The organism is Paracoccus liaowanqingii (assembly GCF_004683865.2).
Taxonomy (GTDB): Bacteria; Pseudomonadota; Alphaproteobacteria; order Rhodobacterales; family Rhodobacteraceae; genus Paracoccus; species Paracoccus liaowanqingii.
Window position 1 is genome coordinate 1 of record NZ_CP040765.1, and the last position, 14,567, is coordinate 14,567.

A 14,567-nucleotide genomic window follows, 5' to 3' on the forward strand; every position below is an offset into this window, starting at 1 on the left:
CTTCGAGCTGATGGTAGAACGTGATCTGTATGAAGCAGCCACAAGCATCAGGAAAGGAAGCGCAGCATGAAGCACTATGCCGGATTGGATGTATCGGTGAAAGACACTTCGATCTGCATCGAGGATGAGGATGGCCGGATTTGTCGGGAGTTCAAGGTTACCAGCCACCCGGAGGACATCTCTTGCGCATTGAATGGCCTGGGCGTCCGGCTTGAGCGGATTGGGCTGGAAGCTGGTCCACTCTCCCAGTGGCTGTTCGAGGGCCTGGCTAAGGCCAGGCTTCCGGCGATCTGCATCGAAACGCGCCATGCCAAGGCTTCCCTCAAGGCGCAAGTGAACAAGACAGACCGCAATGACGCGCGCGGGATCGCACAGATGATGCGTGTCAATCTGTATCGCCCAGTGCATGTGAAGACCTTAGCCAGCCAAAAGCACCGCGCCCTGCTGCGCAGCCGCAAGCTCCTGCAGGAAAAGGCTCTTGCAATCGAGAGCGACATCCGCGGCCTGTTGCGCAATTTCGGGCTTAAGGTGGGGATTGTTGGAGCGGGAAGGTTCGAAGCCCGGGTCAGCGATCTCATTGAGGCCTTGCCGGATCTAGGAGAGGTGTTCCGTGTGTTGCTCGCCGCAAGACAAAAGCTCAGGGAGGCCTTTTCCCAGCTGCACCGCAAGGTGCTGGGCATTGTCAGGGACGACGCCGTCTGCATGCGCCTGATGACGATCCCTGGTGTTGGGCCTGTGACCTCGCTTGCTTTCATCAGCACGATTGACATCCCGACACGCTTTCGAAGTTCCCGGGCGGTCGGCCCAGTCCTGGGACTGACACCGATGCTCAAGCAATCGGGCGAAAGCCATCGGATCGGACGGGTGTCCTTGTGTGGTGATGGCATGATGCGAGGGTTGCTCTATGAGGCGGCGCAGGCAATGCTGACCCGGGTGAAGAAATGGTCATGGCTGAAAGCTTGGGCCATGAACCTGGCGAAGCGAGGCGGCTTCAAAAAGGCGGTTGTGGCCTTGGCCCGGCGCCTTGCCGTGATCATGCACAGAATGTGGGTTGATGGCAGCGATTTCCGCTGGTCACGGGAGGAAGCCACGGCAGCATGACCGTGTAGGAAAGAAGCAGGAGTTCCACCGCCGGTGGGAAGGTGTCCTTCGCGGGACGACGGGCGAGGCGAGTTCGCAATGGGTCTAGTTCCAACAGCACATGCTGTCAGGCCGCGCTCCAGATTGAACCACCTCGCTCTTCTGATCCCATGATGGGAGAGCCACTGTGCTGATCCCGAAGAGAAGCGAGAGCCCGCGAACGACCAAGACCCCACAACGGTTCATTGCTCGATGGCGCTTGACCTGACAACGCCGAATAGAGAAGACCCATTGATTTTACGGTCTCTGCATGATTCAGGCTCCGCAAGGAGACCTGATCGATGAGCAACCTGTTTTGGCTGACCGAGGCGCAGATGGCCCGCCTTCGTCCTTTCTTTCCCAAGAGTCATGGCCGCCCGCGGGTCGATGATCTGCGCGTTCTCAGTGGCATTATCTTCATCAATCGCAATGGCTTGCGGTGGTGCGATGCTCCGAGGGAATACGGGCCGGCCAAGACCCTCTACAATCGCTGGAAGCGTTGGAGCGATAACGGGGTCTTCGCCCGGATCATGGTCGGCCTGGCCGCCGAAGGCGCCGATCCGAAGACGATCATGATCGATGCCACGTATCTGAAGGCGCATCGCACGGCTTGCAGCCTGCGCGCGAAAAAGGGGGGCGGGGTCGCCAGATCGGCCGAACAAAAGGCGGCATGAACACGAAGCTGCATGCTGTCACCGATGCGAAGGGCCGTCCCATCCGGTTCTTCATATCGGCAGGGCAGGTCAGCGATTACATCGGTGCGGCAGCACTGTTGGGCAGCCTGCCGAAGGCGGACTGGTTTCTGGCTGACAGGGGATATGACGCCGACTGGCTGCGAGAAGCGTTAGAAGCCAAAGGGATAAGCGCCTGCATCCCCGGCCGGAAGTCCCGCAAGAAGACCGTGAAATACGACAAGCGGCGCTACTAAAGGCGCAACCGCATCGAGATCATGTTCGGTCGTCTGAAGGACTGGAGACGTGTCGCCACGCGTTACGACAGGTGCCCGGAAACCTACCTCTCCGCAATCGCGTTGGCCGCAACCCTCCTGTTCTGGCTGTGAAACTCAATGAGTCTGGAACCTGAATATCTGGATTTGCTTGCTTATCCTCCCAAAACGGTAGCGGGGAATTGCAGGGCTTCGTATGCTGGTACTCGGAACCTTGCGAATTTCCGGAGCTGTGATGAAGCCTCGTCCGCGCGCTGAAGAGCAGGATGATCTCCTGCGTCCCCGCCTGACCGACATGATCGATCTGCGCCATGAACTGGCGAAACTGGCCGCGCTGATTGACTGGGAGTTCTTCGAGACCGAATGGGCAGGCTTCTTTCCTTCCACCACAGGGCGGCCGGCAACCTCGCCGCGGCTGGTGGCGGGCCTGCTGTATCTTCAGCACGCCTATCGGCTCTCTGACGAGGCCGTCGTCGCTCGTTGGGTTGAGAACCCCTACTACCAGCATTTTACCGGTGAGACGTTCTTCCAGCACAGCCCACCGATCGACCCATCCTCTCTGACTCGGTGGCGCAAGCGGATCGGCGAAGAAGGTGCGGAGTGGCTGCTGACCAAGACGATCGAGGCCGGGCGGAGATCAGGCGCGGTGGAGGATCGCAGCCTGTCGCGTGTCGCCGTGGATACGACGGTGATGGAAAAGAACATCGCCCACCCGACCGATGCCCGCCTGTATGAGACAGCACGCGGCAAGCTTGTCGCCCTCGCCGACGAAGGCGGGATCACGTTGCGGCAGAACTACAATCGTCTCGCGCCGCGCCTGGCGGTGCGGATCGGGCGCTACGCCCATGCCCGGCAGTTCAAACGCATGGGCAGGGCTCTGAAACAGCTGAGGGGATACACCGGTCGTGTCCTGCGGGATATTCGCCGGCAGTTGGACGGGATTGCGGAGGGGTCCTTCCGCGAACGGGTTCTGGACACTCTCGTGCTCGTCGGTCGTCTGCTCCATCAGACCCCCAAAAGCCGCGGCAAGATCTACGCCCTGCATGAGCCCGAGGTCGATTGCATCTCCAAGGGCAAGGCCCGCAAACGCTACGAGTTCGGCACCAAGGTCAGTCTGGCCACCACCATCGACGAGGGCTTCGTCGTGGGAATGCGTGCCTTGCCGGGAAATCCTTACGATGGCCACACTTTGCCCGAAGCCCTGGAGCAGGTGGCCATCCTGACTGGCAGGACCCCGGATCTGGCGGTCGTGGACCGCGGGTATCGCGGCCATGGGATGTTGGAAACGAAGGTCCTGATCAGCGGCACCCGCCGCGGCCTGTCGCCGAGGCTGAAAGCGCTGCTGAGGCGACGCAGCGCCATCGAGCCCGAGATCGGACACATGAAGACAGACGGACGTTTATCGCGCTGCCCACTGAAAGGCACGTCCGGGGACGCCATCTTCGCCGTGCTCTGCGGCTGCGGCCATAACATCCGCAAGATCCTGGCCCACCTCAGGGCTTTGTTGGCCCTCATTCTGACCGCCATCTTCCGAGTGATCAGGACAGCTAATGGCTATCTCGCCCACGGGCAGCGTTGTTCAGCCTGAACTAATTAATAGATGTTATTTACTTATTGTAAATTATCATATATTGTGTCTTGAATATTTTATCAGAAAAGTTTGGCAACAGTAAAAGTTGGTTTGCAACGTTGCATGGTTTGCACGTTTGGGATCCTAATTTATATTGCACAGATCCAGCGACGGTAAGAGAAACGACATGACATATTCATCAATCGTAGGCCCCGCCTTACCTGAAGAACACGAGCGCTATGCAAAATTGTACCTTGCTGAAGATCAGGCGCCGCGAGATAAATAAGTTGAGAAGGATATGGAAGATATAAGAAGGCAGTTGCATGCTTTTGCTCTGAAAAGGCCCGGAACCTACGCATTAAAGATAAGCTGGGACAGATCCTTGAAATTTAAAAAAATCCTAATCTGCGAAATTATATTAAATGCTATTATTTATTAGAAGATTTTAAGACGAAAATATTAAGAAGGGTTTGATGTCACTCAAAAGGGGGGAGCCGCTTTTATCGATGCAAGCGCTAGCGCAACAATTGCTGACTTTGGAAAGGCGGCATCAAAACGCGTTCGATGACCCGGCCGATGAAGCGGCACGGGTATTTGAGCGTTTACGGGACGCGCTGGCGCGGTTCGCCGGATTGAGCGGCTTCACCTCACTCATGCGACGAGCGCTTGCGCTTGCGCGCGCCGACGATCCTTCGCTGCGACAGCTTTCAGTCAGAGCGGATGGTTCGCTTGAAGGGCTGGAGCAGCTCTCAAGCGACGCGGTGCTTGCGATCATCGCGCAGTTTCTGGGGCTTCTGGTCACCTTCGTAGGGGAACCGCTTATGCTGCGTTTCGTTCGCGAGGCGTGGCCCGACGCATCATTAGACGACCAACATGGGACACGAGATTAATCGCATGAGCAGTGAGAGCAAAAACCACGAGCGGGGCCGGGTGCCTATCCGACGCCTGCCAACTGGTGTCCCCGGCCTCGACGAAATCCTAGCCGGCGGGCTACCGGAATATTCGTTCAACATCGTCGCCGGCAATCCCGGTGGCGGCAAGACCACGCTGGCGCATCAGATCATGTTCGCCAATGCCACGCCTGAACGCCCGGCCCTCTATTTTACCGTGCTTGGCGAGCCAGCCATCAAAATGCTGCGCTATCAGCAGCAATTCTCATTCTTCGACATGACCAAGCTAGATGGTGCCATTCGCTTCATCAATCTCAGCCATGTCGTCATGGAGAAAGACCTCGGCGCGGTGCTTGATGTTATTGTCAAAGAGGTCGAAAATTCCAACGCTGGTATGGTTTTTGTTGACTCGTTCCGTACGATGCTGCGAAGCGCCCAAAGCGATGGCAGTGGGATGGAGCTACCGGACTTCATTCAGCGATTGGCGCTGCACCTCACCAGCTGGCAGGTCACCTCGTTCCTCATCGGCGAATATTCAGAGGTGGAGTTTCGAGACAACCCCGTATTCACTGTCGCCGACGGATTGTTGTGGCTCAACCAAAGCGCCGAACGTAACTCGATCGTGCGAAAGATGCAGGTCATCAAGATGCGCGGTCAGAATACCGTGCCTGGGATGCACACATTCCGCATCACGGACGATGGCGTGCAGACCTTCCCGCGGACGCTCGGGCTTACCGCGTCGTCGAGTGTCATCAAGGGCGGGCGGCGGCTTGCGACGGGTGTCCCTGGCTTCGATGCGCTGTTGAACGGCGGTGTTCCCGAGGGCGACAGTATGCTGCTGGCGGGGCCGTCCGGGTCAGGCAAGTCGATGCTGGCGTCACAATTCGCCGCCGAAGGCCTTTGTCACGGGGAGCCGGCAGTCATCGTCATCTTCGAAGAACTTCCAAAGGACTATGTTCGGAGGGCCGGTAAGCTTGGTCTCGACTTTGTAACCCCGCAAGAAGCGGGCACGCTCAAGATCATCTACATCCGTCCGTTGGACCTTTCCGTTGATGAAACTGTCCATGAAGTGATCGCTGCAGTGAACGACCTTGGCGCAAAACGCGTCGTGCTAGATTCACTTGTCGGCTTCGAAATGGCGCTGGCCCCGGAATTTCGGCACGAGTTCCGCGAATCGCTTTATCGGATGATCGCGGCGCTCACGCGGACGGGCGTGACGGTCGTGAGCACTGTGGAGGTTCAGGAAAACTTCACCTCGATGGGTCTGAGCAACTACGCGATATCGTTCCTGACGGATGACATCGTGCGACTGCGCTACGTCTCGATCGACGGACAGATGCGCAAGATGCTGATCGTGGTGAAAATGCGTGGCGGCCCTCACAGCATCGATATGCACGAATACACGATCACAGACCGGGGCGTGGTGATCGGCAAGCCGCTCAGGGGCTATCGCGGCCTCACCAGCGGCATCCCCGAGACTTGGTCCTGGGAAGCCCGCGATCAGCGAGCCGAGCATTCGACTGCCCGAGCGCGTGACCAGTCTGACGAAGAGCCGCCCCAAGGGAAAGCGGAATGACCGATTCTGCGCAGGATAGCGAGCACGATCAGCTCCTGCGCGACATGAATGCTGCGCTGTTGGAATCTTCAATTCGTCAACACGAGATGGCCGAACAGGCTCAACGTGCCGAGGCGAGGATGGAGGTGATGGTTGCGGAGCTCCAGCACCGCACCCGCAATCTCATCGCCGTGGTGAGCGCGATCGCGAACCGGACGATGGAGCGGACGGGTCCGACTGAGGCCTTCCGCACAAAATTCAACGAGCGCTTGCAGGCACTCGGGCGCGTGCAAGGTCTGCTGTCCCGCACCCAGATCGAGCCGATCACCATCGGCGCGCTGATCCGCATGGAGCTAGACGCACTTGGGGCCGAAGCTTCTGACAATCGGGTCACGCTTGCTGGTCCCAGTGTCGTGCTTCGGGACACTATCGTGCAGACCATGGCGCTTGCGATACACGAGCTCGTCACCAACGCTCGCAAACACGGAGCGCTAGCAGCCGAAGGCCGAACCCTGAAGGTCACTTGGGCCGTAAAGCAGGTAGATGGCGCGACCCCCAGCCTTGTTTTGGAGTGGGTTGAGGAGGGTTTTGGTCAGGCGCTGGAAGCGGAGAGCAGCATGCGAGAGGGGTATGGCCGCGAGCTCATCGAGCGCGCGCTTCCCTACGCGCTTAATGCCACGACCAGTTTCGAACTGAACCGTGATGGCGTGCGGTGTACGATCAATCTGCCGCTCACCAATGTCTCTAGGTTGGGGGATTACTGATAATGGCCGACATCAAGACCATGCTTGCCGGCCGCAATGTGCTGTTGGTCGAAGACGACTATTTAATTGCAGAGGATATGACCTTCGAGCTGGAAGCTGGCGGGGCCAAGGTCATTGGACCAGCGGCGAGCGTGGCTGCCGCCATCGAGCTGATCGGGCAGACGGAGCTTATCGATGGAGCGATCGTAGATATCAATTTACAGGGCATAATGTCTTGGCCAGTTGCCGACGCGCTCCTCCGACGCGAAGTGAGCTTCGTGTTTACCACCGGATATGACAGCAATTTTATTCCAAATTGCTACGTTGAAATAGTTCGCTGCGAAAAACCAACCCTTTTAGATAAGGCCGCGAAGGCGTTGTTTGGCTATCGCGACAAAGCATAAGCCCTCCTTGATTTCTGATTGCCGGCAACATCAGAGATTGTCCCGCGATCGCCAAGCATGCCGTAGACGCAGCGTCGAGCGGAAGTACGCGATCTCGAGTGCGCCGAGCGCTTTGACATCGCCGTCAAGGGTGAGGCAGACGAGAAGCGTCTCGCTTCCTGCATAGCCATGCGCTGGTGGAGACGGTACTAGGGTCTAGACTCATTGAGTTTCAGAGCCAGAACAGGACGGTTGCGCATTCCGAGGTGATCCGGTCGGGGATTCCGATTTGATCCGGTCACCCATTCCAATCTGATCCGGTCACCGATTCCGGGGCATCCGGTCACCCTGACGAGGGGAGGTTCTGACGCTGCTTGGCAGTCCTGCGGCGGGCTACGCTTGCTCTTTTGAAGAGAGCGGGCGGCCCCATGAAGAGACTGACGATGAGGAAGATCAGAGAAGCACTGCGGCTGCATGCTGGCGGGTTGTCGACGCGGAAGATTGCCGAAAGCCTCGGCGTCGGGCAGAGCACGGCGTGCGATTATCTCAAGCGGGTCGAGCGCGCCGGTCTGAGCTGGCCGCTTGCGGCGCAGATGACGGACGCGGCGCTGGAAGCGCTGCTGTTTCACCCGACCGGCGGCCCCAACCGTCTCGTCGAGGCCCGGCCGGACTGGCCAGCGATCCATCGTGAACTGAGGCGGCCGGGCGTGACCCTGTCGCTGCTCTGGGAGGAATACCGCGCGGTTCATCCCGAAGGTTATGGCTATAGCCGCTTCTGCGATCTCTACAGGCGCTGGAGCGGCCGGCTGACGCCGGTGATGCGCCAGCACCATGTCGCCGGCGAGCGGTTGTTCGTTGACTACGCCGGCACCACACTGGAGGTCATGGACGGAGCGACCGGCGAAGTTCGCCGGGCGCAGCTGTTCGTCGCCGCACTCGGCGCCTCGAACCTGACCTATGCCGAAGCAACCTGGAGCCAGGGGCTGTCCGACTGGATCGGCGCCCATTGCCGGGCATTCAGCTATCTCGGTGGGGTGCCGGCGCAGGTGGTGTCGGACAACCTGAGGTCCGGCGTCACCAAGGCCTGCTTCTATGAGCCCGCGGTGAACCGGACCTATGCCGACATGGCCGCGCATTACGGCACCGCGGTGGTGCCGGCCCGGCCGCGCAAACCGCGCGACAAGGCCAAGGTCGAGGTGGCGGTCCAGATCGCCCAACGCTGGATCGCGGCGCGCCTGCGCAATCAGCGCTTCTTTTCGTTGCCAGAACTGAACGCCGCGATCCGCGTCCTCCTCGATCAGCTGAACGACCGAGTGACCCGGCATCTCGGCGCCAGCCGGCGGGATCTGTTCGAAGAGATCGAGCGCTCGGCGCTCCGCTCCTTGCCAGCCGAGCCTTATGTCTTCTCCGAATGGAAGCAATGTACGGTCGGGCTCGACTACCATGTCGAGGTCGACAAGCATTACTACTCGGCGCCACACAGCCTGTTGCGCGAGAAGGTCTGGGTCCGTTTCACTGCCCGGACGATCGAGATCTTCCACCTTGGCAAGCGTGTCGCGGCCCACGCGAGGACCTCGTCCAACCGCAAGCATACCACCGTCGCCGATCACATGCCGGCCAGTCATTGTGAGTGCTGGACGTAATCTCCCCAAAACGGCTGGATGAAAATTCCCCAGTTTAGCGCTGATGCCGATGGTCAGGGGGCATGCCCCCTGACCATCGGCGGCGCAGGATTACCTCTGCTGATGCCAAAGGAAGGGCGGGCAGGTGGTAGGATTGAGGGAGATTGTGATGATCCTGGATTTGAAACGGCAGGGCTTGGGCATCAGCGCGATTGCGCGCCTGACCGGGCTCGACCGCAAGACGGTTCGGAAATACCTGGAACGGGGCCTTGAGGCCCCGGTGTATGGTCCCAGAGAGCCGGGTGATCGGCTGGCAGATCGGTTCCAATCCTATCTGGCAGAGCGGCTTGAAGCCTTTCCCGGGCTGTCTGCCCGCAGGCTGCATCGCGAGATCAAGGCGATGGGGTATGTAGGTGCCTATTCCACGCTGACGGAGTATCTCCGGCTGGTTCGGCCCGTAGCGCCGCGGCAGTTCGAGCGTCGCTTCGAAACGCCAGCCGGCAAGCAGGCACAGGTGGATTTTGCCGAGTTCCAGGTAGAGTTCACGTCCGAACCCGGCGTGCTGCGCAAGGTCTGGCTGTTCAGCATGGTGCTGGGGCACAGTCGTTGGCTCTGGGGGCGGTTCTGTCCGAACCAGACGCTGGAGACGGTGATGCGCTGCCACATCGCAGCGTTTCAAACGATGGGCGGGGCCTGCACCGAAGTCTTGTATGACCGGATGAAGACTGCGGTCATCGGCGAGGATGCTTCCGGCGTCGTGACCTACAACGTCTCCCTGCTGGCGCTGCTGGCCCATTACGGGTCGGCACCACGAGCCTGTCAGCCGTATCGGGCCAAGACGAAAGGCAAGGTCGAGCGGCCGTTCCGTTATGTCCGGCAGGACTTCTTCCTCGGGCGCAGCTTCCGCGATCTGGACGACCTGAACGCCCAGTTCGAAGAGTGGCGCACGACCATTGCCAATCCGAGGGTGCATGCCACAACAAATCGGGTCGTGGATGAGCATTTTGCCGAGGAGAAGCCGCATCTTCTGGCCCTGCCTGGCCGCCCCTACGACGCTGTGCTGACGGTCGAACGGCGTATCAGCCAGGAAGGCATGGTCGCGGTGGGCGGCAACCAATACGAGCCGTTCCCGACACCACGCGGCGGCGGATCGTCGAGGTCCAGAACCATCCGGCCGAGGTCCGGATCTTCGAGGATGGCCAGCTGATCGCCAGACATCCGGTACTGGAGGGCAAGAACCAGCGCAGGGTCGATCCCGGCCATCGCAAGCCCGTTCCGACCACGCGGCGGGCAGAGCTTATCCCGTCATCTTCGGTCGACGCCCCTGTGGCCCGGCGTCCTCTGGCTTTCTATGAAGCTGTCGGGCGGCGGCTGGCGAATGCACAGGAGGGCCGCCCATGATCCCCGTCACCGAACGCATCCGCCAGAGCATGGTCAGCCTGCACATGGCTCGCGCCCTCGAGACACTGGATCAGACCCTCAGCCGATTGGAAAAGGGGGAGATCAGCGCGATCGAGGCAATCGACGAGCTACTGGCAGAGGAATTGAACCTGCGCGAAGGCCGGCGCATCGGCGTCGCATTGCGAACCGCGCGGCTGATGCCGATCAAGACGCTGGAAAGCTTCGACTTCTCCTTCCAGCCTTCACTGGACCGCCACCGCATCATGGCCCTGGCCGAGCTGGAGTTCATCAAGCGGGCCGAGGTGCTGCACTTCCTCGGCCCTCCAGGAACCGGAAAGAGCCATCTCGCCACGGCCATCGGTGTCGCGGCAGTAAGGGCCGGGCGCAGTGTGTATCGATGCTCCCTTGCCGATATGATCGAAGCCCTGACCAAGGCGGAGCGTGAAGGACGTCTGACCGAGAAGATCCGCTTCTATGCCCGTGCCTCCCTGCTGATTGTCGACGAGATCGGCTACCTGCCCATCACCAGCGGGGGCGCCAATCTGTTCTTCCAGCTCGTCAACGCGCGCTATGAGAAAGGCGCAATGATCCTGACCTCCAACCGGGGCTTCGCAGAATGGGGCGAGATCTTTGGTGATCCTGTCGTCGCGACGGCGCTTCTGGACCGCTTGCTTCATCATGCCGTCGTGGTCCAGATCGAGGGCGCCAGCTACCGGCTCAGACATCATACCGACCTGATCCCGGAACACACGCGCGCCCACGCCAGCATTACCCCGCCACCGCCGCCCAAACGCCGCGGTCGGCCGTTGAAAAACGGAGGCGCCCATCAACTGAACGGCTGATCGCCGAACTCGAAGGGTGGGGAAATTTGCGCCAGCACTTCTGGGGAAATTCGATCCAGCATTTACAGTCATCGGCGCTATTCCGACTGGTCGCCCGCGCGGCTGAAGTCCTGGGCGGCAAAAATCGGTCCGAACACCGCCACCCTGGTCGCGGTGATCCTGCGCGATCGCAGCCACCCCGAGCAGGGCTTCCGCTCCTGCCTCGGTATCATGCGCCTGGCCAAACCCTATGGCCCCGAGGCGCTGGAAGCGGCCTGCGAGCGGGCGCTCACGATCGGGGCGCGGTCCTACTCTTCGGTGAACTCGATCCTGAAGAACAACCTGCATCGCAGCAGCCGGCCCGAACCCGCCGCGGACGGGCCCGCGATCCAGCACGGCAATATCCGTGGCCCCGGTTACTTCCATTGAAAGGACAGAAGATGCTCACCCACCCGACCCTGGACCAGCTCCGCAACTTGCGGCTCGACGGCATGGCCGAGGCGTTTGTCGAATTGCAGACGCAGGACGCCACCGCAGAACTGAGCCATCCCGAATGGCTCGGCCTGCTGGTCGACCGCGAGATCGCCAGCCGCAATACCCGCCGTTTCCAAACGCGCATGCGTGCAGCGAAGCTACGTCACATCGGCGCCGCAATCGAAGATGTCGACTTCCGCACTCCGCGTAGACTGGACCGAATGCTGTTCCAGCAGCTTGCCACCGGGCGCTGGATCGCAGACGCCCGCAATCTGATGATCACCGGGCCATGTGGCGTTGGAAAGACTTGGCTCGCTTGCGCCCTCGGCCAACGCGCCTGCCGCGACAACCTCACCGTCATCTATCAGCGGATGCCGCGCCTCTTCGTCGATCTCGAACTTGCCCACGGTGACGGGCGCTTTCCGCGCCTGTTCCGGTCCCTGGTGAAGGCTGACCTGCTCATCCTCGACGATTGGGGCCCGGATCGCCTGACCGCCGGCCAGCGGCGCGATCTGATGGAAATCGTCGAGGACCGGCATGACCGCGGCTCGATCCTGATCACCAGCCAGTTGCCGGTCTCGGCCTGGCACGACGTGATCGGCGAACCGACATTTGCCGATGCCATCCTCGACCGCTTGGTCCACAACGCCCATCGCCTCAACCTCGACGGGCCGTCAATGCGCCGCTCGGGTAATCCCACCGAAAATCTTGACGAAGGTCACAGCGCCTGACATCAAAACTATGCCTATGCGGCAAAGATCCTCAGCTGACCGGATACCCCGGAATGACTGACCGGATGTTGTCGGAACAGCCGACCGGATGCGTCGGAATGCGCAGGACGGTTGCAGCCAAAGCGATAGCGGAGAGGTATGTCTCCGGGCACCTGTCGTAACGCGTGGCCACCCGCCTCCAGTCTTTCAGCCGACCGAACATGATCTCGATGCGATTGCGCCTTTTGTAGCGGCGTTTATCGTATTTCACGGTCTTTTTGCGGGACTTCCGGCCGGGGATGCAGGCTTTTATGCCCTTGTCTTCCAACATTTCTCTCAGCCAGTCCGCGTCGTAGCCCCTGTCTGCCAAGAGCCAGTCGGCCTTCGGTAGGCTGCCCAGCAGCGCCGCCGCCCCCGTGTAGTCGCTGACCTGCCCTGCCGTCATGAAGAACCGGATCGGTCGGCCTTTCGCATCAGTGACGGCGTGCAGCTTTGTGTTCATGCCGCCCTTCGTTCGACCGATCTGGCGACCGCGCCCCCCTTTTTGGCCCGCAGGCTGCAAGCCGTGCGATGCGCTTTCAGATAAGTCGCGTCAATCATGATCGTCTTCGGATCCGTGCCTTCAGCGGCCAGGCCCACCATGATCCGGGCGAAGACCCCGTTGTCGCTCCAACGCTTCCAGCGATTGTAGAGGGTCTTGGCCGGTCCGTATTCCCTCGGTGCATCGCACCATCTCAAGCCATTGCGATTGATGAAAATAATGCCGCTCAGGACGCGCAGATCATCGACACGTGGCGAGCTATGGCCGATTTTGGGTGATGGGGTCTGAGAAGGCGGCGTATCGTGGTGGGTGTCAAAGCCTGCCAGAACCTCCCGAAGGAGCGATACGCCTTGGAAGATGATATCACGATCACCCCGCTTCACCAGCCCGGATCTGTCGTTGATCCACTCACCGAGATTGCACGCGACGGCGCCCGGCAGATGCTGGCAGCGGCACTCAGGGCTGAGGCCGCGAGTTTTGTCGCGCAGTTTGCTGAGGAGCGCCTGCCCGATGGCAGGCAGCGCGTTGTCCACCACGGCACCGGCCCTGAGCGGAACATCCAGACCGGGATCGGCCCTATCCCGGTGCAGAGACAGAAGGTGCGCGACCGGGCAGCTGATGCGCCGCCGGAGGACAAGATCCGGTTCAATTCGCGCATTCTTCCGAAGTGGGCGCGCCGTTCGCCTAGCCTTGATGCTCTGCTTCCGGTCCTCTACTTGCGCGGCGTCTCGACTGGAGACTTCCAGGAGGCTCTGAGCGCGCTGGTCGGTCCGGATGCGCCCAACCTGTCGCCAGGAGCGATCTCGCGGCTCACGGGCGAGTGGCAAGCAGAACATGACCGCTGGCAACGCCGAAACCTCTCGGCCCGGCGCTACGTCTATGTCTGGGCCGACGGCGTGTATCTGCAGGCCCGGATGGAGCCGCAGGCCGAGTGCATGCTGGTGATCATCGGGGCGACGCCGGAAGGGAAGAAGGAGCTGCTGGGGTTCCAGGTTGGGGTCCGCGAGAGCGCGCAGAGCTGGCATGAACTGCTGGTCGACCTCAGGGCCCGCGGCCTCTCGGCGCCACCGGACCTCGCGGTCGGAGATGGTGCCCTTGGCTTCTGGAAGGCGCTGGATGAGATCTTCCCCGACACGCGCCACCAACGCTGTTGGACCCACAAGGTGTCCAACGTCCTGAACAAGCTTCCGAAGTCGATGCACCCGGCGGTGAAGACTGACCTGCGGGAGATCTGGCAAGCCGCGACCCGCGCGGCGGCAGAGACCGCCGTCAATACCTTCGTCGAGAAGTATGGCGTGAAATACGAGAAAGCCGTCGCCTGCCTGACCAAGGATCGAGAGGCACTGCTGGCCTTCTACGACTTCCCGGCCGCTCACTGGGACCACCTGCGCACGTCCAACCCGATCGAGAGCGTCTTCGCGACCGTCCGCCATCGCACCGTCCGAACCAAAGGCGCGTTGTCTCAGAAGACAGCGAAGCTGATGGTGTTCAAGCTGGTTCAGGCCGCAGCGAAGAAATGGCGACGACTGAAGGGCGCAAACCAGTTGCCTCTCGTCGTCGAAGGCGTCAAGTTCACTGACGGTGTCGCCGAGCAGGACGCCAACGAAAGCCGCGCCGCTTGATCAGGCCGCGTCACCCAAAATCCCGCATAGCTCACACGTGGCCGGCCATGGCTTTTGGGAAAGAAAGGGCGAAGCCGCGCCATCTGTGCTTCGGTCAGCCAGAACAAGTTGCTCATTCATCAGGTCTCCTTGCAGAGCCTGAATCATGTCAAACGTCTGAAATCAATGGG

General features: G+C 60.6%; 11 protein-coding genes and 4 pseudogenes. 13 read left to right on the forward strand and 2 right to left on the reverse strand.

All coding sequences use genetic code 11. The features are described 5' to 3' along the window. Positions 1-66 precede the first annotated feature (66 nt). The 12 genes and pseudogenes from E4191_RS22030 (at position 67) to istB (E4191_RS22085) (ending at position 12,255) form a co-directional block, all read left to right on the forward strand. Complete coding sequence (locus E4191_RS22030) at positions 67-1,101, forward strand: IS110 family RNA-guided transposase (RefSeq protein ID WP_139616468.1); 1,035 nt, start codon at positions 67-69, stop codon at positions 1,099-1,101. A 320-nt stretch (positions 1,102-1,421) separates the two neighbouring features. Further along, positions 1,422-2,179, forward strand: a pseudogene (locus E4191_RS22035) (IS5 family transposase). 121 nt (positions 2,180-2,300) lie between these two features. Next, complete coding sequence (locus tag E4191_RS22040; RefSeq protein ID WP_139616680.1) at positions 2,301-3,653, forward strand: IS5 family transposase; 1,353 nt, start codon at positions 2,301-2,303, stop codon at positions 3,651-3,653. Positions 3,654-4,108: 455 nt separating this feature from the next. Beyond that, the gene (locus E4191_RS22045; RefSeq protein ID WP_139616469.1) at positions 4,109-4,525 is read left to right on the forward strand and encodes a hypothetical protein; all 417 of its coding nucleotides are present in this window, start codon (positions 4,109-4,111) and stop codon (positions 4,523-4,525) included. A gap of 4 nt (positions 4,526-4,529) precedes the next feature. Then, the gene (locus tag E4191_RS22050; protein WP_139616470.1) at positions 4,530-6,101 is read left to right on the forward strand and encodes an ATPase domain-containing protein; all 1,572 of its coding nucleotides are present in this window, start codon (positions 4,530-4,532) and stop codon (positions 6,099-6,101) included. Next, a complete protein-coding gene (locus E4191_RS22055; RefSeq protein ID WP_139616471.1) occupies positions 6,098-6,844 on the forward strand; it encodes a sensor histidine kinase in 747 nt (248 codons plus the stop codon). Before E4191_RS22050 ends, E4191_RS22055 begins: the two co-directional genes overlap by 4 nt. 2 nt (positions 6,845-6,846) lie before the next feature. Continuing rightward, positions 6,847-7,227, forward strand: coding sequence for a response regulator (locus E4191_RS22060; RefSeq protein ID WP_139616472.1), 381 nt, complete (start codon positions 6,847-6,849; stop codon positions 7,225-7,227). Positions 7,228-7,649: 422 nt separating this feature from the next. Then, positions 7,650-8,849: an IS21 family transposase gene (istA, locus tag E4191_RS22065; protein ID WP_228461926.1), complete on the forward strand. Its 1,200-nt coding sequence runs from the start codon at positions 7,650-7,652 to the stop codon at positions 8,847-8,849. Positions 8,850-8,973: 124 nt separating this feature from the next. Further along, a pseudogene (gene istA, locus E4191_RS22070) lies at positions 8,974-10,229 on the forward strand (IS21 family transposase). Next, a complete protein-coding gene (gene istB, locus E4191_RS22075) occupies positions 10,226-11,071 on the forward strand; it encodes an IS21-like element helper ATPase IstB (RefSeq protein WP_139616473.1) in 846 nt (281 codons plus the stop codon). Before istA (E4191_RS22070) ends, istB (E4191_RS22075) begins: the two are co-directional and overlap by 4 nt. A gap of 153 nt (positions 11,072-11,224) precedes the next feature. After that, positions 11,225-11,479: a transposase gene (locus E4191_RS22080; RefSeq protein WP_139616474.1), complete on the forward strand. Its 255-nt coding sequence runs from the start codon at positions 11,225-11,227 to the stop codon at positions 11,477-11,479. 11 nt (positions 11,480-11,490) lie between these two features. After that, the gene (istB, locus tag E4191_RS22085; RefSeq protein WP_135818143.1) at positions 11,491-12,255 is read left to right on the forward strand and encodes an IS21-like element helper ATPase IstB; all 765 of its coding nucleotides are present in this window, start codon (positions 11,491-11,493) and stop codon (positions 12,253-12,255) included. Between the two features lie 31 nt (positions 12,256-12,286). Here the strand turns inward: istB (E4191_RS22085) and E4191_RS22090 are convergent. After that, a pseudogene (locus E4191_RS22090) lies at positions 12,287-13,091 on the reverse strand (IS5 family transposase). Between the two features lie 34 nt (positions 13,092-13,125). Here E4191_RS22090 and E4191_RS22095 point away from each other — a divergent pair. After that, a complete protein-coding gene (locus E4191_RS22095) occupies positions 13,126-14,397 on the forward strand; it encodes an IS256 family transposase (protein ID WP_135312179.1) in 1,272 nt (423 codons plus the stop codon). Positions 14,398-14,429: 32 nt separating this feature from the next. On the opposite strand, the pseudogene E4191_RS22100 reads toward E4191_RS22095, so the two are convergent. Further along, positions 14,430-14,513, reverse strand: a pseudogene (locus E4191_RS22100) (IS5/IS1182 family transposase); the annotation flags it as partial. Positions 14,514-14,567 lie beyond the last annotated feature (54 nt).